The 24378-nt window shown below is 70.1% G+C and carries 31 protein-coding genes; 20 read left to right on the top strand and 11 right to left on the bottom strand.

The genetic code is table 11. From position 1 onward, the window contains the following. Positions 1–92: 92 nt before the first annotated feature. The gene (locus ACQEWB_RS22905; protein WP_432833903.1) at positions 93–1001 is read left to right on the top strand and encodes a LysR family transcriptional regulator; all 909 of its coding nucleotides are present in this window, start codon (positions 93–95) and stop codon (positions 999–1001) included. A 38-nt stretch (positions 1002–1039) separates the two neighbouring features. Here the strand turns inward: ACQEWB_RS22905 and ACQEWB_RS22900 are convergent, their stop codons facing one another. The 7 genes from ACQEWB_RS22900 to ACQEWB_RS22870 form a co-directional block, all read right to left on the bottom strand. After that, positions 1040–1801 carry an SDR family oxidoreductase gene (locus ACQEWB_RS22900; RefSeq protein WP_432833901.1) on the bottom strand — a complete coding sequence of 254 codons (762 nt, stop codon included), beginning with the start codon at positions 1799–1801 and terminating at the stop codon, positions 1040–1042. A gap of 104 nt (positions 1802–1905) precedes the next feature. Then, positions 1906–3363: a HAMP domain-containing sensor histidine kinase gene (locus tag ACQEWB_RS22895; protein WP_432833899.1), complete on the bottom strand. Its 1458-nt coding sequence runs from the start codon at positions 3361–3363 to the stop codon at positions 1906–1908. Then, on the bottom strand, positions 3360–4097 hold the full coding sequence (locus tag ACQEWB_RS22890; protein WP_432833897.1) for a response regulator transcription factor: 738 nt from the start codon (positions 4095–4097) through the stop codon (positions 3360–3362). The genes ACQEWB_RS22895 and ACQEWB_RS22890 overlap by 4 nt, the downstream gene beginning before the upstream one ends. Positions 4098–4208: 111 nt before the next feature. Then, complete coding sequence (locus ACQEWB_RS22885) at positions 4209–4391, bottom strand: hypothetical protein (protein WP_432833895.1); 183 nt, start codon at positions 4389–4391, stop codon at positions 4209–4211. 43 nt (positions 4392–4434) lie between these two features. Then, a complete protein-coding gene (locus ACQEWB_RS22880) occupies positions 4435–5652 on the bottom strand; it encodes a S1C family serine protease (RefSeq protein ID WP_432833893.1) in 1218 nt (405 codons plus the stop codon). 141 nt (positions 5653–5793) lie between these two features. Further along, the gene (locus ACQEWB_RS22875) at positions 5794–6816 is read right to left on the bottom strand and encodes a LacI family DNA-binding transcriptional regulator (RefSeq protein WP_432833891.1); all 1023 of its coding nucleotides are present in this window, start codon (positions 6814–6816) and stop codon (positions 5794–5796) included. Between the two features lie 97 nt (positions 6817–6913). Further along, complete coding sequence (locus tag ACQEWB_RS22870; RefSeq protein ID WP_432833889.1) at positions 6914–7693, bottom strand: winged helix-turn-helix transcriptional regulator; 780 nt, start codon at positions 7691–7693, stop codon at positions 6914–6916. 182 nt (positions 7694–7875) lie between these two features. Between ACQEWB_RS22870 and ACQEWB_RS22865 the strand changes: the two genes are divergently transcribed. The 3 genes from ACQEWB_RS22865 to ACQEWB_RS22855 are packed head-to-tail and all read left to right on the top strand — an operon-like array spanning position 7876 to position 10119. Continuing rightward, a complete protein-coding gene (locus ACQEWB_RS22865; RefSeq protein WP_432833887.1) occupies positions 7876–8745 on the top strand; it encodes an alpha/beta hydrolase in 870 nt (289 codons plus the stop codon). Between the two features lie 37 nt (positions 8746–8782). After that, positions 8783–9037 carry a MoaD/ThiS family protein gene (locus ACQEWB_RS22860; protein ID WP_123996627.1) on the top strand — a complete coding sequence of 85 codons (255 nt, stop codon included), beginning with the start codon at positions 8783–8785 and terminating at the stop codon, positions 9035–9037. A 2-nt stretch (positions 9038–9039) separates the two neighbouring features. Then, on the top strand, positions 9040–10119 hold the full coding sequence (locus ACQEWB_RS22855) for a hypothetical protein (protein ID WP_432833885.1): 1080 nt from the start codon (positions 9040–9042) through the stop codon (positions 10117–10119). Here ACQEWB_RS22855 and ACQEWB_RS22850 read toward each other — a convergent pair. Next, on the bottom strand, positions 10109–10381 hold the full coding sequence (locus ACQEWB_RS22850) for a DUF397 domain-containing protein (RefSeq protein WP_432833883.1): 273 nt from the start codon (positions 10379–10381) through the stop codon (positions 10109–10111). The two genes, ACQEWB_RS22855 and ACQEWB_RS22850, sit on opposite strands and share 11 nt — an antisense overlap. Next, positions 10363–11205, bottom strand: a complete 843-nt coding sequence (locus ACQEWB_RS22845; protein ID WP_432833881.1) for a helix-turn-helix domain-containing protein — start codon at positions 11203–11205, stop codon at positions 10363–10365. Before ACQEWB_RS22845 ends, ACQEWB_RS22850 begins: the two co-directional genes overlap by 19 nt. Positions 11206–11387: 182 nt before the next feature. On the opposite strand from ACQEWB_RS22845, the gene ACQEWB_RS22840 reads away from it, so the two are divergent. The 7 genes from ACQEWB_RS22840 (at position 11388) to ACQEWB_RS22810 (ending at position 14768) form a co-directional block, all read left to right on the top strand. Then, positions 11388–11585, top strand: a complete 198-nt coding sequence (locus ACQEWB_RS22840) for a hypothetical protein (protein WP_432833879.1) — start codon at positions 11388–11390, stop codon at positions 11583–11585. Then, entirely contained in the window at positions 11582–11836 is a 255-nt protein-coding gene (locus ACQEWB_RS22835; RefSeq protein WP_432833877.1) for a hypothetical protein, read from the top strand. Before ACQEWB_RS22840 ends, ACQEWB_RS22835 begins: the two co-directional genes overlap by 4 nt. A gap of 146 nt (positions 11837–11982) precedes the next feature. Continuing rightward, positions 11983–12717 carry an LmeA family phospholipid-binding protein gene (locus ACQEWB_RS22830; protein ID WP_432833875.1) on the top strand — a complete coding sequence of 245 codons (735 nt, stop codon included), beginning with the start codon at positions 11983–11985 and terminating at the stop codon, positions 12715–12717. A gap of 178 nt (positions 12718–12895) precedes the next feature. Continuing rightward, positions 12896–12976: a putative leader peptide gene (locus ACQEWB_RS22825; RefSeq protein ID WP_350310325.1), complete on the top strand. Its 81-nt coding sequence runs from the start codon at positions 12896–12898 to the stop codon at positions 12974–12976. A gap of 82 nt (positions 12977–13058) precedes the next feature. Further along, positions 13059–13898 carry a sulfurtransferase gene (locus tag ACQEWB_RS22820; protein WP_432833873.1) on the top strand — a complete coding sequence of 280 codons (840 nt, stop codon included), beginning with the start codon at positions 13059–13061 and terminating at the stop codon, positions 13896–13898. Between the two features lie 71 nt (positions 13899–13969). Then, a complete protein-coding gene (locus ACQEWB_RS22815) occupies positions 13970–14257 on the top strand; it encodes a DUF1416 domain-containing protein (protein ID WP_003991226.1) in 288 nt (95 codons plus the stop codon). A gap of 250 nt (positions 14258–14507) precedes the next feature. After that, the gene (locus tag ACQEWB_RS22810; RefSeq protein ID WP_401671437.1) at positions 14508–14768 is read left to right on the top strand and encodes a DUF3099 domain-containing protein; all 261 of its coding nucleotides are present in this window, start codon (positions 14508–14510) and stop codon (positions 14766–14768) included. Positions 14769–14781: 13 nt separating this feature from the next. Here the strand turns inward: ACQEWB_RS22810 and ACQEWB_RS22805 are convergent, their stop codons facing one another. Then, positions 14782–15906, bottom strand: coding sequence for an MBL fold metallo-hydrolase (locus ACQEWB_RS22805; protein WP_432833870.1), 1125 nt, complete (start codon positions 15904–15906; stop codon positions 14782–14784). A 227-nt stretch (positions 15907–16133) separates the two neighbouring features. Between ACQEWB_RS22805 and ACQEWB_RS22800 the strand changes: the two genes are divergently transcribed. From ACQEWB_RS22800 to ACQEWB_RS22785, 4 genes are read left to right on the top strand one after another with little or no spacing between them, the layout of a single operon-like run. Beyond that, complete coding sequence (locus ACQEWB_RS22800) at positions 16134–18635, top strand: nitrate- and nitrite sensing domain-containing protein (RefSeq protein ID WP_432833868.1); 2502 nt, start codon at positions 16134–16136, stop codon at positions 18633–18635. Positions 18636–18637: 2 nt separating this feature from the next. Further along, the gene (locus tag ACQEWB_RS22795) at positions 18638–19072 is read left to right on the top strand and encodes a roadblock/LC7 domain-containing protein (protein WP_432833866.1); all 435 of its coding nucleotides are present in this window, start codon (positions 18638–18640) and stop codon (positions 19070–19072) included. A gap of 8 nt (positions 19073–19080) precedes the next feature. Further along, entirely contained in the window at positions 19081–19464 is a 384-nt protein-coding gene (locus tag ACQEWB_RS22790; RefSeq protein WP_432843955.1) for a DUF742 domain-containing protein, read from the top strand. Further along, positions 19445–20044 carry a GTP-binding protein gene (locus ACQEWB_RS22785; protein WP_432833864.1) on the top strand — a complete coding sequence of 200 codons (600 nt, stop codon included), beginning with the start codon at positions 19445–19447 and terminating at the stop codon, positions 20042–20044. Before ACQEWB_RS22790 ends, ACQEWB_RS22785 begins: the two co-directional genes overlap by 20 nt. 26 nt (positions 20045–20070) lie before the next feature. Here ACQEWB_RS22785 and ACQEWB_RS22780 read toward each other — a convergent pair whose 3' ends face one another. After that, positions 20071–20433 carry a DsrE family protein gene (locus ACQEWB_RS22780; RefSeq protein WP_432833862.1) on the bottom strand — a complete coding sequence of 121 codons (363 nt, stop codon included), beginning with the start codon at positions 20431–20433 and terminating at the stop codon, positions 20071–20073. A gap of 128 nt (positions 20434–20561) precedes the next feature. On the opposite strand from ACQEWB_RS22780, the gene ACQEWB_RS22775 reads away from it, so the two are divergent. From ACQEWB_RS22775 to ACQEWB_RS22755, 5 genes are all read left to right on the top strand, one after another. Beyond that, positions 20562–21293: a hypothetical protein gene (locus ACQEWB_RS22775; protein WP_432833860.1), complete on the top strand. Its 732-nt coding sequence runs from the start codon at positions 20562–20564 to the stop codon at positions 21291–21293. Further along, complete coding sequence (locus tag ACQEWB_RS22770; RefSeq protein ID WP_432833858.1) at positions 21290–22126, top strand: hypothetical protein; 837 nt, start codon at positions 21290–21292, stop codon at positions 22124–22126. The genes ACQEWB_RS22775 and ACQEWB_RS22770 overlap by 4 nt, the downstream gene beginning before the upstream one ends. Further along, positions 22123–23082 (top strand): hypothetical protein, encoded by a 960-nt coding sequence (locus tag ACQEWB_RS22765; RefSeq protein ID WP_432833856.1) that lies wholly within the window; start codon positions 22123–22125, stop codon positions 23080–23082. Before ACQEWB_RS22770 ends, ACQEWB_RS22765 begins: the two co-directional genes overlap by 4 nt. A gap of 223 nt (positions 23083–23305) precedes the next feature. Further along, complete coding sequence (locus ACQEWB_RS22760; RefSeq protein WP_432833854.1) at positions 23306–23881, top strand: FABP family protein; 576 nt, start codon at positions 23306–23308, stop codon at positions 23879–23881. Between the two features lie 16 nt (positions 23882–23897). Then, complete coding sequence (locus ACQEWB_RS22755) at positions 23898–24341, top strand: Fur family transcriptional regulator (protein WP_432833852.1); 444 nt, start codon at positions 23898–23900, stop codon at positions 24339–24341. The last annotated feature ends 37 nt before the right edge of the window (positions 24342–24378 follow it).

Genomic DNA, 24378 nt, shown 5'->3' with positions numbered 1-24378 from the left:
ACGGGAATCTCCACCGGCGGACGGGGGTTGCTTGCTGTCACAGCGATGACAACGGGGGGCTCGCCCTCGTGGAGTGGAGGGGACGGGAGCCGATGAGCCTTCGCCAGTTCGAGTACGCCCTGGCCGTCGCCGAGGAGGGCTCGGTGACGGCGGCGGCGGAGCGGCTGCGCGTCGCTCAGCCCTCGGTGTCCCAGCAGATCCGCGGCCTGGAGCGGGAACTCGGCGTGGAACTCTTCGCCCGCACGCCGACCGGACTCGTTCCCACCGTGGTCGGCCGGGCGTTCCTGCGGGAGGCGGAGCTCGCGGTGAGCGCGGCGCGGCGGGCGCGGGCGACGGCGCGGGCCGGTGCCGACGATCTGGTGGGCGAGCTGGTGGTCGCGGCGCAACTGGGCTTCGGTACCCGGCAGTTGCCGGGCGCGCTGGGTGCGCTGCGGCGCCGCTTCCCACGCGTCGAGGTCACCGTCTTCGAGGAACAGAGCTCCGCCGAGCTGGAGCGGCTGTGCCGCCGGGGCGTGACGGATCTCGCCCTGATGGCGGCCTGCAAGCGCAGCCCGGCCGACGCCCACCACCTCGGCGACGAGGAGTTCGTCGTGGTACTGGGCGCCGGGCACCCGCGGCTCGCCGCGGACCGGGTCGAGCTGCGCGAACTGGACGGGGAGCCGTGGGTGAGGTTCGACCGGGACAGTGCGCTCGACGGCGTGCTGCTGAACGTTCTGCGGGACAACGACCTGACCCCGATCACTGCCGCCCGCGTCTCCCAGACGGCCACGGCCGTGCGCTGGGCCGCCCACGGGCTGGGGGTCACGCTCGTCCCGGCCTCCGCGGTGCCCCCGGGGCACGAGCACCTCGTCCGCCCGGTGTTCCCGGTCGTGTCCCAGCCCGTCATCGCCGTGGTCCGGCCCGCCGCAGGCCCGGGGGAGACGGCGCTGCTCGAACTCCTGCGCAGGGAAACCTGGCCGGAGCCGGAATTCCTCTCGCCGGAAGCCGCTGAAGTCCTTTGAACTCCTGCGGACCACTATGAATTGCTGTTCCTCCGGCGTCAGCCCCGGGGGAATTCACCGCCGTCCACGACGATATTGCTCCCGGTCAGCCATCCGGCCCGCTCGGAGGCGAGGAACAGCACCGCGTCGGCGATGTCCTCGGACCTGCCGTCGCGCCCCAGCGGGGTGGTGTCGTCGGCGTTGACCCGGGCCGGGCCCTCGCTCAGACGCGCCCACTCCTCCCGCGTCTCCTCGCCGCCGGGCGTGGCGACCCGGCCGGGACTCACGGTGTTGACCCGGATCCCGAACGGGGCCAGCTCCAGGGCCAGTCCCCGGCTGTAGTTCTCCAGTGCCGCCTTCGCCGCCGTGTAGTGCAGGAACGGTCCCATCGGGGTGAGGACCGCGGCCGATGAGATGTGCACGATCATCCCGGTACGCCGTTCCCGCATCCCGGGCGCCAGCAGCGAGTCCAGTCGCACCGAGGCCAGGTAGTTCAGCTCCAGCGCGTCCTGCCACTCCTCGTCGGGGATGGCCGAGGCGTCCTTGTACGGCCGCGCCCCACCCGCGTTGTGGACCAGGATGTCCACCCCGCCGAGCCTCTCCCGCACGGCCGCGGCGAGCGCCTCCGCGCCGGCCCGGGTCCGGACGTCGGCAGTCACGAAGCCGGCCCCCTCCGGCGCCGTGCTCGTGGCCGACCTGGCGGTCGTGATCACCTCGGCGCCCGCGTCCAGGAGTTGCCGCACGACGGCCGCGCCGATTCCGCGAGAACCTCCCGTGACGAGGGCCCGCTTTCCCTTCAGTTCATTCTCGATCGTGGCCATGCCACCGTTCCTCTCGATCTCGCCGTTGTCCGTTTCACGGTACGTACGGGAAAGAAAGAGAGGCAAAGACGAAATTGCAGCAGGCGCTATAGGGAATTCCTATGTCATGCGGGCTGCGTCTCCGGCGGAGCGGTGGGCGCTCCCGGCAGTCGTACCGTCGCCATCGTGCCGCCGCCGGTGGGGCGGGACAGGGTGACCTCGCCGCCGGCCTGTTCCACCGTGCGCGCCACGATCGACAGGCCGAGGCCCGAGCCGGGGAGGGCGCGCGCTGACGGGGAGCGCCAGAAGCGGTCGAAGACGTGGGGGAGTTCGTCGGCGGGGATGCCGGGGCCGTGGTCGCGGACGGTGAGGGTGCCGTGGTCGAGCTGGACCTCGATCGTGCCGCCGTCGGGGCTGAACTTCACGGCGTTGTCGAGGATGTTGACGATCGCCCGCTCAAGGGCGGAGGGCTCCGCCCGTACGAACCAGGGCTGGAGGTCGGCGTTGATCGTCAGCTCGGGGCCGCGGAGGCGGGCCCGGCGGAGGGCCGCCTCGACGGTGTCCTGGAGGGAGACCACCTGGACGCGTTCGCCGCGCTGGCCCTCCGAGCGGGACAGCTCCTGCAAGTCGCCGATCAGGGACGCCAGTTCGGTCATCTGGGCCTTCACGGAGGCGAGGAGCGCCTTGCGGTCCGCCGGGGGGATGGGGCGGCCGGTCTCCTCGCTGCGGGTGAGGAGTTCGATGTTGGTACGGAGGGAGGTCAGGGGGGTGCGGAGTTCGTGGCCTGCGTCGGCGATGAGCTGCTGCTGGAGTTCACGGGAGCTGGCGAGCGACGAGGTCATCGAGTTGAAGGAACGGGAGAGGCGCGCGATCTCGTCCTCGGCGTCGTCCTCGACGGGGATGCGGATGCCGAGATCCTCCGTGCGGGCCACGTGTTCGACGGCCTCGGTGAGCTTGTCGACGGGACGGAGACCCGCGCGGGCGACGAAGAGCCCGGCGGCTCCGGCGCCCAGGACTCCGATGCCGGAGACGAGGAGAAGGATCAGGGCGAGGTCGTTGAGGGTGTTCTGGGTGCTCTTCAGGGGGACGGCGACGACGATTCCGATGTTGGGGCCGGCCTCCCCCGTGGAGTTGTTGGTCGTGGGGGCCAGATAGCGCGTCATCACACGCACTTCGCTGCCGTCGTCGGCGGTGCCGTTGCGGAAGTAGACCCGCTGGACGTTCCCCGACTTGATCGCGTCCTTGTCGGACTGGGTGACCTTGACCGTGCCGATGGAGTCGTCGGTGATGCAGACCTTGCCGTTCTCCGTGACCACCTGGGAGTAGGTGTTCCGGAAGAAACCGTTGTTGTTCTGCGCCGTCTTGCTGCAGTTGAGGAGGGCGAGCTGGGCCTGCTGGATCTGGCCCCCGGGCCCCTTCCCCTTCGTCAGGTCGCTGTCGAGCTGCTCGTACAGCTTCCCCTGCACGATGAACCAACACGTCACCGAAACCGCCGCCACCGCGAACGCCACCGCCGCCGCCACCAGCATCGCCAGCCGGGAACGGATCGGCAGCGTCTGGAAACGGCGCAGAACCTTCCTCACTCCGCGCCGCCCTGTCGGAGCACGTAGCCGACACCCCGCACCGTGTGGACGAGACGCGGCTCGCCGCCCGCCTCCGTCTTGCGGCGCAAGTACATGACGTACACGTCCAGGGAATTCGACGACGGCTCGAAGTCGAAGCCCCAGACCGCCTTCAGGATCTGCTCGCGGGTGAGGACCTGGCGCGGGTGCGCCATGAACATCTCCAGGAGGGTGAACTCCGTGCGGGTCAGCTCCACCTGGCGTCCGGAACGGGTGACCTCCCGCGTCGCGAGGTCCATGCGGAGGTCGGCGAAGGTCAGCGCCTCGTCCTCCGGGACCGTACCCGCCACGGCCGCCGCCGCGTACGAGCTGCGCCGCAGCAACGCACGGACGCGGGCGAAGAGTTCGTCCAGTTCGAAGGGCTTGACCAGGTAGTCGTCCGCGCCGGCGTCGAGCCCCGTCACGCGGTCCCCGACCGTGTCCCGGGCGGTCAGCATCAGGATCGGCGTCGTCGTGCCCGCACCCCGCATGCGGCGCGCCGCGGTCAGGCCGTCCATGCGCGGCATCTGGATGTCGAGGACGACCAGGTCGGGCTGGTACGCCGTCGCCTTCTCCAGCGCGTCGGCGCCGTCCACCGCGACCTCGGTGTCGTAACCCTCGAAGGCGAGGCTGCGCTGAAGTGCTTCGCGCACGGCCGGCTCGTCGTCGACGATCAGGATGCGCTGGGGTTCACGGTCACCATCGGCGGGGCTCATGGGCTTCGGATCCTCGGGTGCGGTGGGACGACATGGGGCTGGCACTGCTGATGGCCTTCAGCCTCGCATGTTTCCCGGCGGGCGCGTTAAGGCGGAGCGAGGGGAAGCGGCTCAGCCGCGGGCTGCCGTACGGCGGCGGCCGCGCGCGGCGCTCGCCCGGCGGCCGGCGCCGAGGGCGGGCGCGACCTCCGGGGCCCGCCCCGCCGGCGCGTGCAGTTCGTACGCCACTTCGAGGGCCAGCGCGAAGCCGGCCGGGTCGGTGCCGGCGACGGTGTGCGAAACCTGCTTGATCATGACGTACTCCCTGCGTGGTCGAGGTGGCTGAGGGGCCGATGGGTCAGCTGTCGGAGCCGCCGGCCCGGAGCGTGGCCAGGTCGGCCTTGACGGTGTTGATCGGGATGGCGAAGCCGAGGCCGACGCTGCCGGCGTCCGAGGAGGAGCCGGAGGAGGACGAACTGGCCGAGTACATCGCGGAGTTGATGCCGATGACGTTGCCCGCGGCGTCGAACAGGCCGCCGCCGGAGTTGCCGGGGTTCAACGAGGCATCCGTCTGGATCGCCTTGTAGGTCGTCGTCGACGAACCCGTGTCGCCGTTGAACTGCTGGCCGCCGAAGGAGAACGGCCACTGGCCGTCGCCGCCGCTCTGTCCCTGGCTCTGGCTCTGGGACTGGCTCTCGTCGGTCGCGACGGTCACGTCACGGTTGAGGGCGGAGACGATGCCGCTGGTGACGGTGCCGCTGAGGCCCTCGGGGGAGCCGACCGCGACGACGGTGTCGCCGACCTGGATGCCGGAGGAGTTGCCGAGCGTGGCCTTGGTGAGGCCGGAGGCGCCCTCCAGCTTGATCAGGGCGAGGTCCTTCTTGCTGTCGGTGCCGACCACCTTCGCGGTGTACGACTTCCCGGTGCTGGTCGTCACCTTGATCGACGTGGCGCCGGAGATGACGTGGTTGTTGGTGACGATCTCGCCGTCGCTGGTGATGATCACGCCGGAGCCGGTCGAGGTGCCGTTGCTCAGCGTGGCGCTGATCTCGACGACGCTCGGGCTGACGGCCGCGGCGATGGTGGCGACGTCGCCCTTCTTGCTGGACGGCACCACGCTGGTGGTCGTCGAGCTGGTGGCGGCCGTGTCGTTGCCGGTGAGCTCCTGGATGGCGTAGGCGGTGCCGCCGCCCACGGCCGCGGCGACTATCGCGACGGCGGCCAGCAGGGCGATGGGGCCCCGGGTGCGCTTCTTCGGGGCGGGCGCGGGCTCGGCCGGTACGGCGGTCAGGACGGCCGTACCGCCGCCGCCGTACCCGTCCCCGCCATTGCCCTCGGCCGTGAAGCCGGCGGGTGCGGCGGCGTGCGAGGCCTGGGCGGGCCACACCGTGGTGCCGGGCTCGACGGTGACCGGCTCCACGGGCTGCGGCTGCGGCGCGTGCTGCTGCTGCGCGGGCTGGTACGCCGGCGGGGGCGGCCACTCCGGGTTCACAGGCGAGGAGGAGTGCTGCTGGGCGCCCTGGTAAGGGTTCTCGTACTGCTCGTACTCGCCGTCGCGGCGGAAGCTCTCGGTCATGACACTGAGCTTGTCGCCCGACCATGAGAGCTACCTGAGTGCCCGCTGAGAAGCCCGGCAGAACCTCGTATGCCCGATATAAAGGCGGTCCCGGGGGCCGTGAAGGGTCTCTCAGGAACCTCTCAGGAACCGCTCACGAGGTCACTCGCAGCCGCAGGACCGGCGCACGACCAGCCGCGACGGGAAGGTCTTCAGCCGCTCCCGCCGCGACCCGGCGACCCGCAGCCCGTCGTCCAGTACGAGATCCACCGCCGCCCGCGCCATCGCGCTGCGGTCGGATGCGATCGTTGTCAGCGGCGGGTCCGTCAGGGCCGCTTCCTTGATGTCGTCGAAGCCCGCGACCGCCAGCTCGCCCGGCACGTCGATGCGCAGCTCGCGGGCCGCGCGCAGGACGCCGATCGCCTGGTCGTCGGTGGAGCAGAAGATCGCCGGCGGCCGCTGCGGCCCGGAGAGCAGCTCCAGCGCTATCCGGTACGCGTCGTAGCGGTTGTACGGCGCCTCGAACAGCCGCCCCTCGGTGGGCTTCCCGGCCTCCTCCATCGCGCGCCGCCAGCCCTCGACGTGGTCGGAGACGGGGTCACCGACGGCCGGCGTCTCGGCCGTACCGCCCATACAGGCGACGTAGTCGTAGCCGTGCTCCAGGAGATGGGTCACGGCGAGCCGGGCGCCGCCGAGGTCGTCCGTGACGACGGCGACGTCGTCGATGGCCTCGGGCCGCTCGTGCAGCAGGACGACCCGGGCGTCCCAGGCCTCTATCTCGGCGGCGGCCTGGTCGTTGAGCGCGTGCGAGACGAGGATGAGCCCGGAGACCCGCATGCCGAGGAACGCGCGCAGGTAGTGGACCTCGCGCTCGCTGACGTAGTCGGTGTTGCCGACCAGCACCATTTTTCCGCGCTCGGACGCGGCCTGTTCGACCGCGTGCGCCATCTCGCCGAAGAAGGGCTGCCGGGCGTCCGGGATGATCAGGCCTATGAGGTCCGTGCGCCGGGACGCCATCGCCTGGGCGACCCGGTCGGGCCGGTACCCCAGCTCCTTGATCGCGGCGAGTACACGCTCGCGCGTTGCCGGGGCGACCGGCCGGGGTCCGTTGTTGATGACATAACTGACGACGGCGGTCGAAGTCCCCGCCAGCCGCGCCACATCATCCCGAGTCACCTTGGCCACGCGCGGAGTCTACGCGGATATACCCGCTCCGGGCAGGGCGAGCGGAAGCTTCCGGCGGTACCTCGTGTGCGGAAGCAATGCCCTGCCCGGGGGTCCGCTAAGCCTCCGCCGGTACCTCGACCTCGTCCAGGGCGGCCGGCTCGTCCGCATCCTCCGCCTTTGCCCGGTCCGCCTTGGCCCTGGCCTCGTCGGACCCGCGGTCGGCCTTCTCGGGCGTAACGAATCGATAACCGACGTTCCGGACGGTCCCGATCAGCGACTCGTGCTCGGGGCCGAGCTTGGCGCGCAGCCGTCGTACGTGCACGTCGACCGTCCGGGTGCCGCCGAAGTAGTCGTAGCCCCAGACCTCCTGGAGCAGCTGGGCGCGCGTGAAGACGCGGCCCGGGTGCTGGGCGAGGTACTTGAGGAGCTCGAACTCCTTGAAGGTGAGGTCGAGGACGCGCCCCTTGAGCTTCGCGGAGTACGTCGCCTCGTCGACCGACAGGTCGCCGTTGCGGATCTCCATCGGGGAGTCGTCGTTGACGATCTGCTGCCGGCCCATGGCAAGGCGCAGGCGCGCCTCCACCTCGGCCGGACCGGCGGTGTCGAGCAGCACGTCGTCGATGCCCCAGTCGGCGGTGACGGCCGCGAGACCGCCCTCCGTGACGACCAGGATGAGCGGACAGCCGGGGCCGGTGGAGCGGAGCAGCTGGCAGAGGCTGCGGACCTGCGGGAGGTCACGGCGGCCGTCGATGAGGATGACGTCGGCACCAGGGGTGTCGACGAGTGCGGGGCCTTCCGCCGGTGCCACGCGCACGTTGTGCAGCAGCAGGCCGAGGGCCGGCAGCACCTCCGTCGACGGCTGGAGGGCATTGGTCAGGAGCAGCAGCGAACTCATACGTCTGGTTCCTCCTCGGTCCCTGCGAGGACGTGTGTGGTGCATCACCTGCTCTGCGATCCCGAAGGCTCCATATACCGGCGGTCACCTGGAGTTTCCCGCTTCGTATACAACGCTTCCGAAAGCACAAAAGGACCCGGGGGCTACGCTGCCCGAGTCCTCTGCCCAGCAGAATAGCCCACATGAGCACTACTCCGGCAGGTCATGTGGCGCGATCCACCGTTCGTCCGAACTTCGAGACGGCCAGACGTACCCCTTTACGGACGTTTCTCCACACGGACGACGGTGTGACGATCGATTCCGTATACGACCCGTCGAGGGTCGTATACGACGTGTCCGCGCCATCTGCCGGTCATCTCGCGTTCGTCGTCGCACACGGCTTCACCGGCGACGTGGACAAGCCGCATGTGCGCCGGGTGGTCGAGGCGTTCGCGCAGTACGGGGCCGTGGTCTCGTTCTCGTTCCGCGGGCACGGGGCGTCCGGCGGGCAGTCGACGGTGGGCGACAAGGAGGTGCTCGACCTGGCCGCCGCGGTGCGCTGGGCCCGGGAGCTCGGGCACGCGCGCGTGGCGACCGTCGGCTTCTCCATGGGCGGCTCGGTGGTGCTGCGGCACGCGGCGCTGTACGGAGCGGACGGCTCGGGGCGCGAGGGGCGCACGGAGGCGTGCACGGACGCGGTGGTTTCGGTGAGTGCTCCGGCTCGCTGGTACTACCGGGGTACGGCCCCTATGCGGAAGCTCCACTGGCTGGTAACCCGACCCGAGGGACGGCTGGTGGGCCGCTACGGCTTCGGTACGAGGATCACGCACCGCGAGTGGGATCCGGTCCCGCTCTCCCCCGTGGAGGCGGTCCCGCACATCGCCCCCACCCCGCTCCTGATCGTGCACGGCGACCGGGACGGCTACTTCCCGGTGGACCACCCCAAGTCCCTTCACGAGGCGGCCGGCGGTCATGCCGAGCTGTGGATGGAACCCATCGGTCACGCCGAGCACGCGGCCACCGACGAGCTGCTGGCGCGCATCGGGGACTGGGCTGTCGGTCACGGCGGCTAGCCTGGCGTCGTACACAGCCGATTGATTGAGGGACCGGATGCCGAAGGTCACGGTGCGCTACTGGGCGGCCGCGAAGGCCGCCGCCGGGGTGGCCGAGGAGCCGTACGACGCGGGCACCCTCGCCGAGGCGCTCGACGCCGTGCGCGAGCGACACCCCGGGGAACTGGCTCGCGTGCTGCGGCGATGCTCGTTCCTGATCGACGGTGACCCCGTGGGCACCCGCGGACATGAGACGGTACGGCTGGCCGACGGCGGGACGGTCGAGGTGCTCCCGCCGTTCGCAGGAGGGTGACGATGACCGATCAGCCGTACGACCCGTATCAGCAGCAACAGCCACAGCAGCAGGAGTGGCCCGGGCAGCAGGCGTACCAGGGGTACGACGACCCGTACGCCGCCCAGCAGTACACGCAGCAGTGGCAGGGGCAGACGTGGGAGACCCAGGTCCACACGCCGGTCCAGGAGGCCCCGCAGTGGCCGCAGCAGCCGCAGGCGTACCAGCCACCGGTTCCTGATCCTGAGCCCGTCCACGAAGCCCCCGCCGTCGGCCATCAGGCGCAGGCGCCCGGGACGGACGACACCGGCTACGGCCCCGCCACCCTCTCCGGCAACTCCCGCATCACGGACGCGCAGCGGGCCCGCCTGGAAGGCCGTTCCCCGATCATCGAGCCCGGCATGCAGCCCGCCGGCCTCACGGCGCTGCTCGGCCTGCTGCTCTCCGGCACGGCGGCGGTCGGCTCGTACGCCCTTCTCGTCCCGCTCGTCGTCCTCCAGGCCGTCACCGCGGCGGGCTGGTTCCGCCTCAACGGCATGTGGCCGGCCCGGCAGGGCATCGCGCTGGCGTTCCTGGGCGCGTTCGTCGCGGACGTGGTGCTGCTCGCGGCGGGCCGGGAGAACGGTCCGGCGGCCATCCTCGGCACCCTCGGCGTCTGGGTCCTGCTCACCCTGGTCCTCCAACTGCGTTCGCACGCGGACCCGGACACCCGGATGTACGGCCTGATGGCGACGGTCGCGTCGGCGGCGCTGGCCATTGTGGCGGCGGGGTACCTCGCGGCGGATCCGGACGCGGTGTCGGTGGGCGCGGCGGCGGTGGCGGTGGCCGTCCTGGCGCGGGCGCTCCCGCTCCCCACTCCCGCCTCGGTGATCGTGTCTCTCCTCGCCGCGGCGGGCGCGGGTATCGCGGTGGGCGGCATGACGGGCCTCGGCGCGAAGGGTGCGCTGCTGGGCGGGGCGGCGGCGGTCTGCGCGCTGATCGGCCACCGGGTCGCGAGCTACGACTACCCGTCCCGCTTCGTCCACTTCACGGCGGGCGTGGCGCTGCCGCTGGCGGCGGCAGCTCCGGCGGTCTACGTGCTGGGTCGGGCGCTCACCGGCTGACGCCTTCGACGAAGGCGGCCCACGCCGACGCGCTGAAGACGAGCGGGGTACGGGCGGTGTCCTTGCTGTCCCGGACGGGGACGAGGGCGGGGAGGTGGTCGGAGACTTCGAGGCACTCGCCGCCGTCAGGGTTGCTGTAGCTGCTCTTGCGCCAGAGGGCGGTGGCCAGAAGGCCGTCGGAGACTTCGAGGCACTGTCCGCCGTCAGGGTTGCTGTAGCTGCTCTTGCGCCACGTCACGCCGCTCAGGTCGATGGCTCGCACGGCACTTCCTCCAACATCCGCAGGATGAACTTGCGTGACTCGTCCGGGTTCAGCGCGAGGTCACGCATCGCATCGTATGCACGGTGGAGGCGCTCGACAGACGCGTTTTCCTCGATCAGTTCACCCCGGAGGGCGTTCTCCATGTACGCCACCGTCCGCCCGCCCAGCAGCTTGAGGAACATCACGCTGGTGCTCACCAGACCGTGCAGCCCCGCGCGCTGCGGCACCACCTGGAGCGTGACGTTCTGCCACCGCGACACCTCCAGCAGATGCTCCAACTGCCCGCGCCACGCGGCCGTGTCCCGCAGCGGCGTTCGCAGCACCGCCTCCGCGATGAGCGCGCGGAAGATCGGTGCGTCCTCTTCCTCCAGCAGCTTGCGACGCCCGGTGCGGGCTTCGACCTGCTGATCCAGTTCGTCGCCCTTGGCTCCGCCCAGTGCGAGCAACTCGCGGGCGTAACCGTCCGTTTGAAGCAGTCCCGGCAGGATGCTGACGCCGTAGTGCCACAGGCTCAGCGCTTCCGTCTCCAGGATCATGTACCGCCGGTACTGCTCCTTGAACTGCGTCGGGTCCCCAACTGCCAGCTCCCACAGGGCCAGTAGCAGCCCCGGAGTCCCGTAGTACCGCTCCAGGGCCTCCACGATCTCCGGGCTGCCCAGGCTCCGCCCGCTCTCCATCTTCCCGAGGGTCGACGGGTCCCAGCCGAGCCGTTCGGCCAGGTCACGCAGGCTTTCCCCCTTCCCCGCCCGGAGCAACCGCAGCTCCTCCGCGAACCGCAACCTCGGCTCGTAACTCCGCCCCGTAACCACCCGCCGCTGCGGCACCGCGCCCTCCCGCTGCTGTGGAATTTGTGGAATTTGGACCGCCCCTTGTGGAATTTGCGGCCCTTCTGGTCGCGAACAGCCTCCTCGCCGGGCCATCCTCGTAACGCCCAGGAACACACCCAGAGTAGTTCAACTGTCGCATTACGTAAGAAAGTTCAAGAAATCTCTACAAAGGAGGTCGTATGGAACCCAGAACTCCTCGGCCCTGTACCGACGGCCCGTTCCTCGTCGCCGACCCACCCCGCCCCGTCCGCGGCTGCGCCACCTGCGCGGAGCTGAACGGGCTGCGGGCCTCCGCCCAGGCGGAGTTCGACCGCAGCGCGGAGGTCGACGCGAACGTCCGGCTGCGCAGGCACCAGCGAGAGGAGCACGCCGTATGACCGCCGACGCCAGGAGGCTGCCGAACGCGCCGCAACCGCACCAGCTCGTGCAGGTACTGCCGACGTCCTCGCTGCCGCCGCCGCTGTTCCCCCCTCCACCTCCGCCCGCGGCCACCCGCACCACGCCCCGCCCCTCCCGACGCCGCCGGCTCCGGCCGCCCCGGTTCCTCACCGACGGCGCCTTCTGGAGCGGCGTACTCACCGCGCTCAGCGTCGCCGGGCTGGTGGCGGCGATCGTCGCGACGGCCTGACCATCGTCCGGTCAAGCTCTGTCACAGCTGATCGACAATTCCTCTGCCGCCCTTGCCCCCCGGGTTAGTGTCGCGGTCGGCGGCAACCCGTCCGTCGACCGACCGCCGCTCCGCCAACTGCCTGCCGCCCCGGGGGGAATCACCGCATGCGCGCCCTGCGAATACTTCTGATCGTCGTCGTGATCCTGGGCGGCCTCTTCGTGATCGCCGACCGCGTGGCCGTGCACTTCGCCGAGAACGAGGCGGCGGACAAGGTGCGTACCACCGAGGGTCTGGCCTCCACCCCCGACGTCTCCATCAAGGGCTTCCCCTTCCTCACCCAGGTCGCGTCCGGCGACCTGGACGACGTCCGGATCAGCATCAAGGACTACGAGGCCGACACCGGCACCGCCGGCAAGACCATCCGTATCGACGACCTGCACGCGGACATGAAGGACGTCAGCTTCTCCGGCGACTACAGCTCCGCCACCGCGCAGACCGCCACCGGCACCGCGACCATCTCCTACGACGAGCTGCTCAAGAACGCCCCCACCGAGCCCGTCGACATCGGCCTCGGCTTCACCGGCAAGGTCGTCGGTCTCGCCGACGGCGGCAACGGCAAGATCAAGGTCACCCTCGTCGTCAATGGCCCCGCCATCGACAACCAGAAGGTGAACGTCCTCAGCGCGGTCACCGTCAAGAACAACACCGTCCAGGTGCACGCCGACAACCTCCCGAAGCTCCCCGGCATCAGCCTCGTCGAGGACCGCTTCCGCCAGGCCTCCGACTTCGACCAGGCCATCGACCAGCTCCCCGGCGGCATCAAGCTGGACACCGTGCAGGCCGCGGCGGATGGTGTGGACATCACGGTGAAGGGTTCGAACGTCAAGCTGGCGGGGTAGGGCAGTCCGAAGGGCGAGACGGTGATGTCCGTACCAGAGGTGTGACGGCGGCTACACGGGCCGCGAACCCCTGCGGGAGCGGCCTTCCCGGTTGATCCATCCCACATTCCGGACGATCGCATCTCAGAATACGACACACCGGTGACATGCCCGCGTTTCCGTCCCTAAGCTCGACGGCATGAAGCGACAGGCGGATCTCACGAAGCGGCGGGCAGTAGACCTGTGCCGCGTCGCCGCCATGCTCTGTCGCACCTTCTGAGCGGACGGCACCGACCTCCGCATTCCCAGCAGCCCTGTCATGGGCACCCGTGCGCCCCGAACTGCCCCGGAGGAGAAAGAGCATGAGCCGCAGCGACGTCCTCGTAGACGCCGACTGGGTCCAGGACAACCTGGACAACGCCGACATCGCGATCGTTGAGGTGGACGAGGACACGTCCGCCTACGAGAAGAACCACATCAAGAACGCGATCCGGATCGACTGGACCAAGGACCTCCAGGACCCGGTCCGCCGCGACTTCATCGACCAGGAGGGCTTCGAGAAGCTCCTGTCGGCGAAGGGCATCGGCAACGACACCCTGGTGATCCTGTACGGCGGCAACAACAACTGGTTCGCCTCGTACGCCTACTGGTACTTCAAGCTCTACGGCCACGAGAACGTCAAGCTTCTCGACGGCGGCCGCAAGAAGTGGGAGCTGGACGCCCGCGAGCTGGTGGAGGACGTGCCCGAGCGCGCGACCACCGACTACAAGGCCAAGCCGCAGAACAAGGCCATCCGTGCCTTCCGCGACGACGTCGTGGCGGCCATCGGCTCGCAGAACCTGGTCGACGTGCGTTCGCCCGACGAGTTCAGCGGCAAGCTGCTCGCCCCGGCGCACCTGCCGCAGGAGCAGTCGCAGCGTCCGGGGCACGTCCCGTCCGCGCGCAACATCCCGTGGTCGAAGAACGCCAACGACGACGGCACCTTCAAGTCGGACGACGAGCTCAAGGAGCTCTACGCCGAGGAGCAGGTGGACCTCGCCAAGGACACGATCGCCTACTGCCGCATCGGTGAGCGCTCGGCCCTGACCTGGTTCGTGCTGCACGAGCTGCTCGGTGTCGAGAACGTCAAGAACTACGACGGCTCCTGGACCGAGTACGGCAGCCTCGTCGGCGTCCCGATCGAGCTCGGCGCCAACAAGTAAGTCCGACCCCTCAGCAACCCGACCGGCCTTCCTTCCGGTCAGACCCTCTGAATCTGAATCTGGAGAAAGACATGTGTGGAGCGAAGGCCGGCGGCCCGGACGCCTCGACGATCAAGCCCGGTGAGACCACGATCCAGGGCCAGGTGACGAAGGACGGCGAGCCCGTCGTCGGTTACGTCCGCCTGCTCGACTCGACCGGCGAGTTCACCGCCGAGGTCCCGACCTCGGCGACGGGCCAGTTCCGCTTCTACGCGGCCGAGGGCACCTGGACCGTCCGCGCCCTGGTCCCCGGCGCCACCGCCGACCGCACGGTCGTCGCCCAGCAGGGCGGCCTGGCCGAGGTCGCGATCGCGGTCTGAGACCCGAACGCCAGAAGGGCCGCACCTTTCGAGGTGCGGCCCTTCCGCATGCTCAGGCCTACCCTGGACCTATGTTGGCTCGGCGGCGTCACGTGACCCCTCCTTGACGCGCCCCTCGCACTGCTTCGCAGGCAGCGGAGCGCTGCGCCGGCCTCCGGCCGTCGGCCTTCGGTAGTGGGCCTGCGCCGATGCGGCTGTCGGGGCTCTCGGCATTCGTGCCGACGCGCGTGGTCCGGCCTACCCTGGACCTATGTTGGCTCGGCGGCGTCACGTGTACTTCGCCATGATGGGGACCTGTATCGGGCTCTTCGTCCTGGCCTGGGGAGTCGTGCGGCTGTGGTCCGTTCCGGTGGCCGTGGGCATGTGCGTGGTCGCGATGCTCATTCCGCCGGTCGCCGCGATGGTCGCGAACCGGCGCGGGCCGGACGACCGGTGGTGGGACGATCCGTCCGGTGACCCGAAGTCCGACGAGTGGTGGGACGAGCTGGACGGGAAGAAGCGGCGCCCGTAGGCCGTCGAGTCGCTTACCCCCGGTGCTTCACGGGGAGACGTAGCAGATCGCTGCCCAGGATCATGCGGCCGCCGTATCCGGCGCTCCGCGCGCTGTCGCGCAGCAGGCGGCGCCAGGTCGCGTCGGGGACGGTGGCCGGGTCCCCGGGGCCGAGGTGGGTGGCGACCAGTGTCCCGACACCGGCCGCGGCGGCGATCCCGCCGAGCTTCGCCACGTCGGTGTGGGTGGCCAGGATGTGGTCGACGAGGGCCTGCGGCAGGCCGAGCCCGAGCAGCCCGGCGGGGTAGACGGCCTCGTGGACCAGTACGTCCGCGCCCTGGGCCAGCGTGATGATGTTGGGGGTGGGGGCCGTGTCGCCGGAGAAGACGACGCTCCCGTGGTCGGTGTCGAAGCGGTAGGCGTAGGCCGGGTACACCGCGCCGTGCGGCACGAGGATGGCCGTGACCTTGACGTTGTCGTCCTCCATGACCGTGAACGGCTGCATGGCGGGTGCCGTGTTCGTGGCGGAGGCGCCGACCGCAGTCGGCGGCAGGACGTCGTGGACGTCCAGCAGCGTGGCCGGGTCGATACCGGCGTGCTCCGTCATGAAGAACGTGGGGGAGGCGGCGTACGCCTGCCCGGCCAGCTTCGTCATCTCGACGGTGCCCGGCACGGTGCCGGGGGCGCCGGTCACCGTGGAGGCGATGCCGGCCGAGCCGGGGCCGTAGACCGACACCTTCGTCTGGAAGCCCTGGTTCCCGGCCGCTCCCGCGGCCAGCGACGGGAAGGCGTAGTAGTCGACGACGTGGTCGGCGTGCAGGTGGGTCAGGAAGATGCCGGTCAGCGACGGCAGCGACAGGCCCGCGCGCATGTACTGCGTGACCGCACCGCGGCCGCAGTCGACGACGTAGGTCTTGCCGTTCACCACCAGCGCGGAGGAGATGCCGTACCGGTCCGCCAGCGGCGGCGGTCCGGCGTTCGTGCCGAGCAGGACCAGGGTCAGGTCGGAGTCGGACGTACTGGTGGTGTCGGCGGCTGTCGCGGCCGCGGCCTGCGACGCTCCGAGCAGCGGCGCGACGGCCAGGGCCGAGGCCGTCACGGCACCCAGCAGCGTTCGGCGGGACGGGGTGGGCTGTTCGTTTTCCTCGGTGCTGCACATCGCGGGTCGGCTCCTCTTGCGGGCACGGCGGACACGTTAGCGGGAGCCACTTAATCGTTCTAGAGGGGCGGGCTGTCAATCCCGGTTCTGCTGTAGGGTGTTGGTTCGGTGGATTTACTAAATCGTTTTGTTCCACCCATATTTACACAACCCTCGCAACCGGTAGCATCTCGCCCCATCGAACGGACCGTAACGGGTCTGTTACACCGAGCATGCTGGGGACATCCGTGGCAGTGCATGCACGCGCGTCGAAGAGGCAGAGCCGTACGGACAGTGGGGGAAGTCGGCAACTATCCCTGCGCACAGCCCTGTTGGTGCTGGCGCTCGTGCCCTGTGTGGCACTCGTCGCCCTGTGGTCGACGACCTCCGTACAGCTGTACAGCGACTGGCGGACGCAGAAGGACCGCAGCGACTCGGCGCAGCAGTCCTCGGTCAAGGTCGCCCAGGTCTGGTACAGCCTCCAGGAGGAACGGCGGCTCAGCGGCGCGGCGTTGGCCGATCCCGACGCCTACCGCTCGCAGCTGGCCGTCCAGCGCGAACGTACCGACGCGGTGGCGAAGCTGGTCGAGGCGCTGCCCAGCAGCGGCTGGGACGGCCCCGCCGACCTCGACCGCGACGTGTCCGACGTGATCAAGAGCCTTGGGAAGCTGGCGAGTTACCGCGAGTCGGTCGACCGCCGGACCTCCAGTCAGCAGGAGACGTACGACGACTACACCCGACTCATCTCCGCCGACCTCAAGCTCTTCTCCACCATGAGCTACCTCGGCATGGCCGACATCGACTACCGCATCCGGCCCGCCAACGACGCGATCTGGGGCATGGAGATGGTCGCCCGCGAGAACGCGTTCGTCAGCCGCGCCGCCGCGACCGGACGGCTGTCCGCCGAGGAACGCGGCCAGCTGGCGGAGACGGTGGGTTCCCAGACGTTCGTCTACGACAACCGGGTCCTGGCCTTCATGCCGGCCGACCAGACGGCGCGCTACGAGAAGTTGATGACGAGCGGCGCGTGGAAGACGAAGACCGCGAGCGAACAGGCCGTACTGCACGCGTCGGCGTCCTCGGACGGCACCGTCTCCGCCGCGCTCGCCAAGAAGTGGAGCGGCGCCCTCACGCAGATCGCCCCTCAGCTCCAGAAGTTCAACCAGGCGTACTGGCTCACCATCAACGCCGCCATCGCCGACGAACTGGACGCGATGGAGATGAAGTTGATCGTCACCAGCGCCCTGGACGCGGCGGCCGTCGTCCTCGTCGTCGTGATCAGCCTGCTGCTCACCCGGATGCTGCGGCGGCGGATCTTCGCGCTGCGCCAGGCGGCCCTCGACCTCCAGACCCGGATGCCGTCCGTGGTGGAGCGCATGCGGCGCGGCGAGGCGGTCGACCCCGACGCCGAACTGCCGCCGATCCGGCACAGCGACGACGAGCTCGGCCAGTTGGGGCAGGCCCTCAACCTCGCCCGGCACAGCGCGCTGGACACCACGATGACCCAGGTCAGCCAGTTCCGCGGGTTCGAGAAGCTGCTCCAGCGCATCGCCCGCCGTACCCAGCTGCTGATCGGGCTCCAGATGAAGAAGCTCAACGAACTGGAGCGCCGGCACGAGGATCCCGAGGTGCTGGAGGGCCTGTTCGACCTCGACCACCTCACCGCCCGGCTCCGGCGGTACGAGGAGAACCTGGTGATCCTCGGCGGTGGCCAGCCGCAGCGCAAGTGGCGCAAGCCGGTGCTGATGGTGGACGTGCTGCGCTCGGCGCAGAGCGAGGTCCAGGACTACCGGCGGGTCCAGATCGAGGTGGAGGGCCGGGTCTGGCTCACGGAGCGCGCCGTCGGTCTGGTGGTGCACGTGCTGGCCGAGCTGATGGAGAACGCGGTGACGTTCTCGAAGCCGCCGACCCCGGTGGAGGTGTACGCGTCCAGGGTGGGGCGCGGTCTCGCCGTGGAGATCGAGGACCGCGGCATGGGGATGGCGCCCGAGGAGTACGACGAGGCGAACCGGCTGATGGCCGACCCGCCCCGGATGGACGTGCTGTCCCGCGCCGAGGACGTCCGCCTCGGCCTGTACGTGGTGGCGCGGCTGGCGCAGAGCCTCGGTCTCCAGGTGGAGCTCAGGCCCTCGTCGTTCGGCGGCACCCGGGTGGTCGTGCTGATCCCCGAGGGACTCGTCCTCGACGACGCCGGGGCCGAGCGGGCTCCCGAGCCCGAGCCCGTCGGTGTCGCCGCGGGGCCGTCCGCGCACTCGGACCGGATGGTGCGGGTGCCCGAGATGCCGCAGACCCCGCCCACCGTGCACGTCGGCGCCTTCGCCACGGACCCGGGACCGGCCGCCGGACGCGGGACTCCCACCGTCGTACGGCGTGTGCCCGAGCGGCCCCGCTCGGCGCCCCACCGCACCGAGGTTCCGGGTCCCGGCCTGCCCAGTACCGAGCCGCTGCCCAAGCGGGTGCGCATGGCCAGCCTCGCCGACGAACTGCGCGATCCGGACGCGGACGTGCGGTCCGCTCCGGCCGAGGACCGGCCGCCGGTCCGCAACGGGAGTCCGGCCCGCTCGGGCGCGACCATCGGGGCCTTCCAGCGCCAGTCCAGGATCGCCCGGCAGGGAGCCTTCACCGCTCACTCGGCCGTGGCCGACCGGGGCGGCTTTGCCGACCGTGCCGGTGCGGCGGAGCACCGAGACGGAGAGCAGGACCGCCCGGCGGTCCTGCCGCATCGCAGACAGACCACGACGGAAGACTGACCATGACACAGCGAACGACCGCCACGCATCAGGACCTCGACTGGTTGCTGGACGGACTGGTCGAACAGGTCCCCGGCACGCAGCACGCGATCGTGCTGTCGGACGACGGGCTGGTGGTGAGCCAGTCCCGCTCCATCGCGCGCCGGGACGCCGAGCGCCTGGCCGCGGTGGCCACCGGCCAGCAGAGCCTGGCCCGCGGTGCCGGGAAGCTCTTCAACGGCGGTCCCGTGCAGCAGGTCATCGTCGAGATGGCCGACCTGTGGCTGTTCATCTCCGCCGCGGGCCAGGGCACCCACCTCGCGGTCGTGGCGTCCCAGGACGTCGAGGCCGAGGTGCTGGCCGTGGCCATGCACACCCTCATGCAGCAGGTGGGCCGCCGACTGGGCACCGAGGCCCGGGTCGCGTCGGTGAGCCTCGAGGGCGGTGTACGTGAGTGAGCCACTGGATGGACGACCTGGAGGCGGAAGCGGGTGACCCGGAGGAGCTCTCCGTCCGGCCCTACACGATCACCCAGGGGCGTACGGCACCCTCCCGCGACGACCTCACCCTGATCACCATCGTCACCACCGTGGACCCGCCGCCGGGCCGGTCCGCCTCCCGCGGTCTCCAGCCCGAGCACCAGGTGATCCTGCGGCAGTGCCGGGGCTCGGCGGCGGTGGCGGAGATCTCCGCCGAACTGAACCTCCCGGTGTCGGTGACGAAGATCCTCATCGACGATCTGGTCGCCCGCGGCCAGGTCACCACCCGGCCGCCGATCGCCATGGCGGCGGGCAACGAATCGGACATGAACCTTCTACGAGCGGTGAGAGATGGTCTTCGCAGACTCTGAGGCGACCGGTGGCGTGCACGTGAGCACGCCACCCGCGGCCGTCAAGATCCTTGTCGCAGGCGGCTTCGGCGTGGGCAAGACGACCCTGGTCGGGGCGGTCAGCGAGGTGACGCCGCTGCACACCGAGGAGTACCTGACCGTCGCGAGCGAAGGCGTCGACGACGTGGGCGGGGTGGAGGAGAAGACGACCACCACGGTGGCGATGGACTTCGGCCGCATCACCGTCAACCCCCAGCTGGTCGTCTACCTCTTCGGCACCCCGGGCCAGGAACGCTTCTGGTTCATGTGGAACGACCTGGTCCACGGCGCCCTGGGCGCGATCGTCCTGGCCGACACCCGGCGCCTGGAGAGCAGCTTCGCGTCCATCGACTTCTTCGAGAGCCGCGGCATCCCGTTCGTCATCGGGGTCAACTGCTTCCACGGCCACGTCGACCGCACCGAACAGGAGGTCCGCGACGCCCTGACCCTCGGCTCCGAAGTACCCCTGGTGATGGGCGACATGAGAAGCAGAGAGGTCGGCCGCGACCTCCTCCTCGCCCTCGTCGAGCACCTGCTCGCGACCATGTCGGCGGTCCAGTAGCGGTCCAGTAGCGGTCCAGTAGCGGTCTAGTAGACGAGGGCCTGCGTCTCGTCGGCCAGTGCCTCCTGTACGAAGACCTGGGCGCCGGCGATGCGTACGCCCTCGATGACGTCCTTCTCCGTGATGTCCCGGCGGGCCGCGCACTGGGTGCACAGCGTCAGACGGCCCGCGGCCAGGATCGAGTCGATCAGGTCGGGGAGCGGGGCCGCGTGCGGGAGGTCGAAGTCGGCGGCGCGGCCGGGGAGGGCGAACCAGGCGGACTCGCCGGTCAGCCAGAGCGAGACGTCCACGCCGCTGGCCACGGCCACCGCCGCGACCGTGAACGCCTGCGAGCAGCGCTCGGGGGCATCGGCCCCCGCCGTCACCTTGATCACGAGCTTCTTCGCCATGGCCGAATCGTAATCAACCCTCTTACAACTTCGTGCGTTGGCCATGGGTCTTCTATGCGCGCATGTGGCATGCGCGCTTCATGTATGTGGGGGACGTCGTGGAAGTACCCGAAGAAGTGCCCGAAGAAGTGCCTGAAGAAGTCGTCGCGCCCGCGCCCCGGCGCCGTGGCCGCACCACGCTGCTCATCGTCGGTGCCGCCGTGCTCGGCGTGGTCGCCGGCACCTGCACCGGCTACCTCGTCCAGGCCGACCGCGAGCCGACGAAGCTGCCCCCGCTGTCCCAGCCGACGCTCGCGCAGGCCAAGGGCGACGGGCCCGAGCCGCTGTCCGCGGCCCAGGACCGCCGGGTGAAGACCAACGGCGACCTGCGCAAGCTGCTGCTGAACAAGCCGGGCGGGGCGAAGAACGCCTCCTGGCTGGCGGGCGACGACGGCTGGATGAACCTGGCCGAGTTCGCCGAGACTTACGAGAAGCCGGGCAGCGTGTTCGGCGACCTCGTGGGCGACGAGTTCCGCCGCGCGGCGGTCACCGGCTGGGAGAGCGGCAACCAGACCGTGGAGATCCGGCTGATCCAGTTCCGCCAGCAGGAGACCCTGGCCGCCGCCGACTCCAGCGACAACAACCAGTACTGGGCGGACGCCAAGTCCTCCACCGACAGCTGGACCATCCCCGGCACCGGGAGCGGTACGGCCTACGTGCACAGGAAGCCGAAGACCGAGGCCGGCTACCTGCCGATGTACAGCGCCGAGGCGCACGCCTACCGCGCCGACATCGCCATGGAGCTGTGGGTCTACGACACCAGGCCCATCACCAAGGCGAAGATCATGGACCTGGCAAAGCGGCAGATGGAGCGGCTGTGAGCGAGAACCAGAACCAGCCCCTCGGCGAGCTGGGCCCCGTCGAGCTCGTCGAGTCCACCGCCGACCCGGAAGCGCCCGGCAGGAAGCCCGTCCGCCGCGGCAAGGTCGCCGCCATCGCCGGTTCCGCCCTGCTCGCCGTGGCCGTCGCGGCCGGCGTCGGCTACACCGTCGTCACCGTGAACGGCGCCGACCGGGACGCCGGCGCCCCCGTCTGGAAGATCCCGGAGGGCGGCGCCGAGAAGGCGAAGGCGGCCTCCGGCAAGGGCCTCGCCGGGATGCTCGTGCCGTACGGCTCGGACGGCTGGAGCAGCGGTCCGGACATCGGCGAGTACGGCGCCGACGCCGCGCTGAGCGGCCGCGAGGCCACGGCGCTCCGCAAGGAGGCGCTGAGCGGGCTGCCGCGCACCCAGCGCAAGAAGCTGGAGAAGCAGATCGACAAGCAGCGCCTCCAGGGCATGGCGATGCGCAGTTACGTCAGCACCGACGAGAGCTCCTCCGTCTACACCGACCAGGCCTCCACCGTCACCATCGAGCTGGCCCAGATGGACAACAAGGCGGCGGTCCGGAACATCTCGGAGTTCCAGAACGAGTTCCTCGACGCCCTCGGTGTCTTCCGCGAGGGCCCGCGGATCGAGGGCCACAAGAACGCCCGCTGCTTCCTGCCGCCGGCGGACAAGGACGAGAAGCTCGACGCGATGTACTGCTCGGCCTACCAGGGCGACGTCCTGGTCACCCTGGCCGCCAACAGCGCGAAGCCACTGCAGAAGACAGGAATCGCGATGCTGCTGAAGGAACAGCTCGACCGCATCGCCGAGCCGGGGGAGGCGGTATGACCGAGCAGCAGCAGGCCGAGGCTCCCGAGCCCGCCGAGGCTCCCGAGCCCGCCGGGGTTCCGGAGGCGGCCGGGGTTCCGGAGCAGCCCGGGGTTCCGCCGATGCCGGACGCGCCGCCCGTCGTATCGCCGGACGCGCTCCCCGTCGTATCGCCGGACGCGCCGCCCCTCGTACCGCAGGCCGTGCCCAAGAAGGATCGCCGGGTGTTGCGGGCCGTGCTGCGGTGGACCGCCGCCGTCGTGGTGTTCGCGGCGGCCGGGGCGGGGACGGCGTACGGGATCACGGGGATGGAGCGGACGGACGTACCGGGGCTGAAGACCCAGGCGGACGGGCGGTGGGACTATCCGACGCTCACCAGGCCGCCGCTGCCGTCCGGGAGCCCGGGGCCGTTCGCCGACGAGAACAAGGCCGGCTCCCACTACGCCGACCTGCGCGCCCTGGTGCTGCCCCAGCCCGAGGGGGCGAGCGGGAACAAGGCGCTGAACGGTGCCGGCGGGTGGCTGCCGACGAAGGACTTCCTCGCGGAGTTCACCGACAAGGAGCGCGTCGACGCGCTCCGGCAGACGCTCACCGACAACGGCCTCCGGCACATCGCGGCCCGTGGCTGGACCACCGCGGACGGCACCCGTACCCGCGTCTACCTGCTCCAGTTCGACACCGCGGCCGTCGTCGACGACCTCTTCTCCCGCGACATCGCCCCGTACAGCGCCCCGGGCTACGCCGTCCGCGGCGCCGGCAACTCCGCCGCCGACGACGACTTCCCGTCCGAGGCCCGGGTCGAGAACATCCCGTACTCCGTGTACGCCGAGACCAGGCCGTACGGCGTCGAGCAGGTCCGGCAGGCCTATCTGTCCGCCGGTGACGTCCTCGCCGTGATCGTCCAGTCGAGCAAGAACGTCGTGCACGAGGTCCCGTTCCAGCAGACGGTCATCCTGCAGAGCGAGCTGCTGGGCTGAGCCCGCGGGGAGTACCTCACACGGAGGGCCGGGTCCCAGCCGCGTAAGCTGGGGCCCGGCCCTGTGTACGTACAGCATCTCTGCTCGACAAGGAGCAACCCGTGGAGATCTTCTTCGAAACCCTGCTGGTCCTGGTCTGCGTGGGCGTGCTCGCCTTCGCCGGACTGACCGTGAAGAAGCTGTACCAGGGCCAGCGCTGACCCACGTCTAGGAATAGCCCCTCATGATCGAGATCCCGTCCGACCTTCACAAGGACCTCGTCCCGCTCGTCTTCCTGCTCGGCAACTGGGCCGGCGCGGGCGTGCACGACTTCCCCGGTGCCGAGAAGTGCAACTTCGGCCAGGAGGTCGCCTTCACCCATGACGGCCGGGACTTCCTGGAGTACCACTCCCACACCTGGGTGCTGGACAACGACGGGAACAAGGTCCGCCCCCTGGAGTCCGAGTCCGGCTACTGGCGCATCGACGCCGACCGCAAGGTCGAGGTGACGATGGTCCGCAACGACGGCGTCGTCGAGGTCTGGTACGGCGAGCTGGCCGACAAGAAGCCGCAGATCGACCTGGTCACGGACGCGGTGGCCCGGACGGCCGCCTCGGGCCCGTACACCGGTGGCAAGCGGCTCTACGGCTACGTCAACAGCGACCTCATGTGGGTCGGCGAGAAGGCGACCCCCGAGGTCGAGCTGCGCCCCTACATGTCGGCCCACCTGAAGAAGGTCGTCACCCCGGAGGACGTCGAACGCTGGGCGAAGGCCCTCCCGGACGACATGCCGGACGACGGCATCGCATTTTTCAAGTAGGCCTAGACTCGTCGGTGTGGTGAGCACCGACTGGAAGAGTGATCTGCGGCAGCGCGGTTACCGGCTGACCCCGCAGCGCCAGCTTGTCCTCGAAGCCGTGGACAGCCTCGAGCACGCGACCCCCGACGCCATCCTCACGGAAGTGAAGAGGACGGCGTCGGGGGTCAACATCTCCACGGTGTACCGGACCCTGGAGCTCCTGGAGGAGCTCGGGCTGGTCAGCCACGCCCACCTCGGGCACGGCGCTCCCACCTACCACCTGGCCGACCGGCACCACCACATCCACCTGGTCTGCCGCGACTGCGAGAACGTCATCGAGGCCGACGTGGCGGTGGCCGCCGACTTCACGGCCAAGCTCCGGCGCGAGTTCGGCTTCGAGACCGACATGAAGCACTTCGCGATCTTCGGCCGCTGCCGGGACTGCTCCGGCAAGCTCAAGAGTTCAACTACCAAGTCGTAGGCTTGGGGATTATGAAGAGCGGGATTACGAAGAGCGG

Source organism: Streptomyces sp. CA-249302 (assembly GCF_050936785.1).
In the GTDB taxonomy this organism is placed as follows: domain Bacteria; phylum Actinomycetota; class Actinomycetes; order Streptomycetales; family Streptomycetaceae; genus Streptomyces.
This window is presented reverse-complemented; position numbering and strand designations above follow the sequence as displayed.